The following is a 2,878-nucleotide window of genomic DNA, read 5'->3' on the forward strand; positions in this document are numbered from 1 at the left end:
TGATGTCCATCGTCACGACGACCGGTGTGTCCGACCAGGTGAAGATCGTCGCGTCCTCGTCGATGAGCAGCTGGGCACTGTCTCCCCAGGGTGTCGTGATCGTGCCCACCTTCTGCCCTGCCGACGCGACCGGCATCTGGTGGAACCCGGCGCGGATGCTGTCGAGCACCGCGAGCACACCGGCGTTGACCGACTCGCGCGACGCTCCCCCGAGTACGACCCCGGTCACCGCGAGCGGCTCGGCCGTGCCGACGGCCAGACTCGCGGTGTACAGCAGGCTGTAGGTGCCCTCGCCCAACGTGCCCGTCTTCAATCCCGTGATCCCCGTCGTCCCGAGGAGGCCGTTGGTGTTGTGGAGCAGGCCGGCGCCGGGAAGCGTGATCGACGGAGTCGCCACGATCTGGGCGATGACGGGGTTCGCCGCGGCGAGTTTGCCGATCGCGAGGAGATCGGTGGGTGTGCTGGTGTTGCGGGGACTGATGCCCGTGGGCTCGGTGATCGTCGTGCCGGTCAGTCCGTGGGCGGCGAGCCAGTTTCGCGTGGCGCCGAGGAACGCGTTCTGCGACCCGAAGATCCGGGAGGACAGTGCATCGGCGTAGTTGCTGGCCGAGGGGATGAGCATGGCGGCCAGGGCATCGCGCAGCGACATCGAGGTGCCGGTGGGCATGGGTGCGATCGTCGCCCCGAGGACGTAGTAACGGTCGTAGAGGTCGTGATCAGCCTTGCTGAAAGTGATGGTGGGACCCGGGTCGTCGGCGGAGGCGAGCGGGGAGGCATCGAGGATGACCAGGGCGGTGATGAGCTTGGTGATGCTCGCGATGGGCAGGGGCTCGCCCGTGCCGCTCGACGACCAGACGCCGTTCGCCGTTTCGCCGAGATAGACGTCAGCGCCCGCCACGCTGAGCGCCGAGGCATCCGCCGGGGGCGTGGTGATCGATGCCGGAGCGGCTGCCGGGACCTGCGGCATCTGCGTCGACACCGCCGGCGGACTCACGGGAGCGGTGAGTGCCCACCCGACGTAGCCGCCCGCCGCGGCAAGCAGCAGCACGACGACGATGGCGGTGGCGACGAGGCCGCGGCGCCGTCGCCGTCTGCGTACCTCCGGGGGGATCCGGTCAGGGGTGGAGAACTCCTGTTCGCGGGCCATCAGCTCCGCGAAGTCGGACAGCCCGTCCTGTGGTTGATTCGGCGCCGTCATCGAGAGCCATCATGGCGGAGAACCCGCCCGCGCGGTATCGGCCATTCGGGGGACACGACGGAGTGTCGCAGAATCGGAACTATCGACCTGATCTCTCCGCTCGTGCGGTAGATTCCTGTCATGCAGACCTATCGGATCGCCCGGGCCGCGCAACTGCTCGGCGTCAGCGACGACACCGTCCGTCGCTGGATCGAGCAGGGATTGCTGCCGGTCACCGATGCGGCGCCGGCGGAGATCCCCGGTGACGCGCTCGCGGCACGGGCCGAGGCGCTCGCCGCGGAGGAGACGGATGCCGGGACCGTGCTCTCCAGCGCCCGCAATCGTTTCCTCGGCATCGTGACGCGCGTGCAGATCGACGGGCTGATGGCGCAGGTCGACATCCAGTCAGGGCCGCATCGCGTCGTTTCGCTCATGTCCGCCGAGGCGGCCCGCGATCTGCAGCTCGAGGTGGGCTCACTCGCCACCGCATCCGTCAAGGCGACGCAGGTCGTCGTCGAGGTCCCGAAAGACTGACATGAACCGCACGCTCCGCCGCTCCACCGTCCTCGTCCTCGCCGCCGCCGTCCTCGCCCTGGGCGGCTGTGCGAGCACGGCAGGGAGCACGCCGTCGCCATCGGCCACCACCGAGCAGAGCAGCCTGAGTGGAGACCTCACGGTCTACGCCGCCGCATCGCTCAGCGGCGCCTTCGATGCCATCGGCGAGGCGTTCGTCGCCGAGAATCCGGAGGTGCGGTTCAGCCCGGTGTACGACGGCTCATCCACACTGGTCACGCAGATCCTCGAAGGCGCACCGGCCGATGTGTTCGCCTCGGCCGACGAGGCGAACATGGACAAGGCCGCCGACGTCACCGCGGATCCGACGCTGTTCGCCTCCAACACCCTCGTCATCGCGGTGCCTTCCGGGAACCCGGGCGGCGTCGAGACGCTCGCCGATCTGGCCGACGTGACCACGGTGCTGTGTGCACCGGAGGTGCCGTGCGGTGCCGCTTCCGCGAAGCTGCTCGCCGCCGCGGATGTGACGGTAGATGCGTCCAGCCTCGAGCAGAACGTGACGGCGGTGCTCACGAAGGTCGCCGCGTCCGAGGCCGATGCCGGACTCGTGTACGCCACTGACGTGATCGGGCGTTCCGATGTCGAGGCAGTCGTGCCCGATGGTGCGGACGAAGTCGTCAACCATTACCCGATCGCCGCGCTCTCGGACGCGCCGAACGCCGAGGCGGCTGATGCGTTCGTGGCGTTCGTGCTGTCGGACGCCGGACAGAGGATCCTGGCGGACTTCGGCTTCGGAGCCCCATGAGTGCAGCAGGGGGTCGAGGGTACGCTCCGCGGGCGCTCGCCATCCCCGCTGCGATCGGTCTGGCCTTCCTGATCCTGCCGTTGATCGCTCTCGTCGCGCGTGTGCAGTGGTCGACGTTCCTGGCCGATGTGACGTCGCAGGCAGCCCTCTCTGCTCTCCTCCTCTCGCTCGGCACCGGTCTCGTCGCCACGCTGCTCTGCATCGTCGTCGGCGTTCCGCTCGCGCTGTACATCGCCCGTTCCGGCCCCCGGCTCGCCGCCGTGCTCCGCGCCGTCGTCACGGTGCCGCTGGTGCTGCCGCCGATGGTGGGCGGCGTCGCGCTGCTGTACCTGTTCGGACGTGCGGGGTGGTTCGGCGGGCTCGGCCTCTCCTTCAGCACGCCC

The 2,878-nt window shown here is 69.3% G+C and carries 3 protein-coding genes and 1 pseudogene; 3 read left to right on the top strand and 1 reads right to left on the bottom strand.

The window, feature by feature from the left end; all coding sequences use genetic code 11:
* Positions 1 to 1,198, bottom strand: a 1,198-nt coding sequence (locus DSP71_RS06195) for a D-alanyl-D-alanine carboxypeptidase family protein (RefSeq protein WP_258546292.1), incomplete at its 3' end; no start/stop codon positions are given.
* 120 nt (positions 1,199 to 1,318) lie between these two features.
* Between DSP71_RS06195 and DSP71_RS06200 the strand changes: the two genes are divergently transcribed.
* The 3 genes and pseudogenes from DSP71_RS06200 to DSP71_RS06210 all read left to right on the top strand — a co-directional run.
* Positions 1,319 to 1,711 (top strand): molybdopterin-binding protein, encoded by a 393-nt coding sequence (locus DSP71_RS06200; protein WP_113680649.1) that lies wholly within the window; start codon positions 1,319 to 1,321, stop codon positions 1,709 to 1,711.
* A gap of 1 nt (position 1,712) precedes the next feature.
* Positions 1,713 to 2,495 carry a molybdate ABC transporter substrate-binding protein gene (gene modA / locus DSP71_RS06205; protein WP_113680650.1) on the top strand — a complete coding sequence of 261 codons (783 nt, stop codon included), beginning with the start codon at positions 1,713 to 1,715 and terminating at the stop codon, positions 2,493 to 2,495.
* A pseudogene (locus DSP71_RS06210) lies at positions 2,492 to 2,878 on the top strand (molybdate ABC transporter permease subunit); the annotation flags it as partial. The gene modA and the pseudogene DSP71_RS06210, both read left to right, overlap by 4 nt.

This window comes from Microbacterium sp. H6, from assembly GCF_003314775.1.
Classification (GTDB): domain Bacteria; phylum Actinomycetota; class Actinomycetes; order Actinomycetales; family Microbacteriaceae; genus Microbacterium; species Microbacterium oxydans.

What these genes read in the sequence shown, in the direction of transcription:
- DSP71_RS06200 (WP_113680649.1), top strand. Translation starts at nt 1,319, where the DNA reads ATGCAGACCTATCGGATCGCCCGGGCCGCGCAACTGCTCGGCGTCAGC.
- modA (WP_113680650.1), top strand. Translation starts at nt 1,713, where the DNA reads ATGAACCGCACGCTCCGCCGCTCCACCGTCCTCGTCCTCGCCGCCGCC.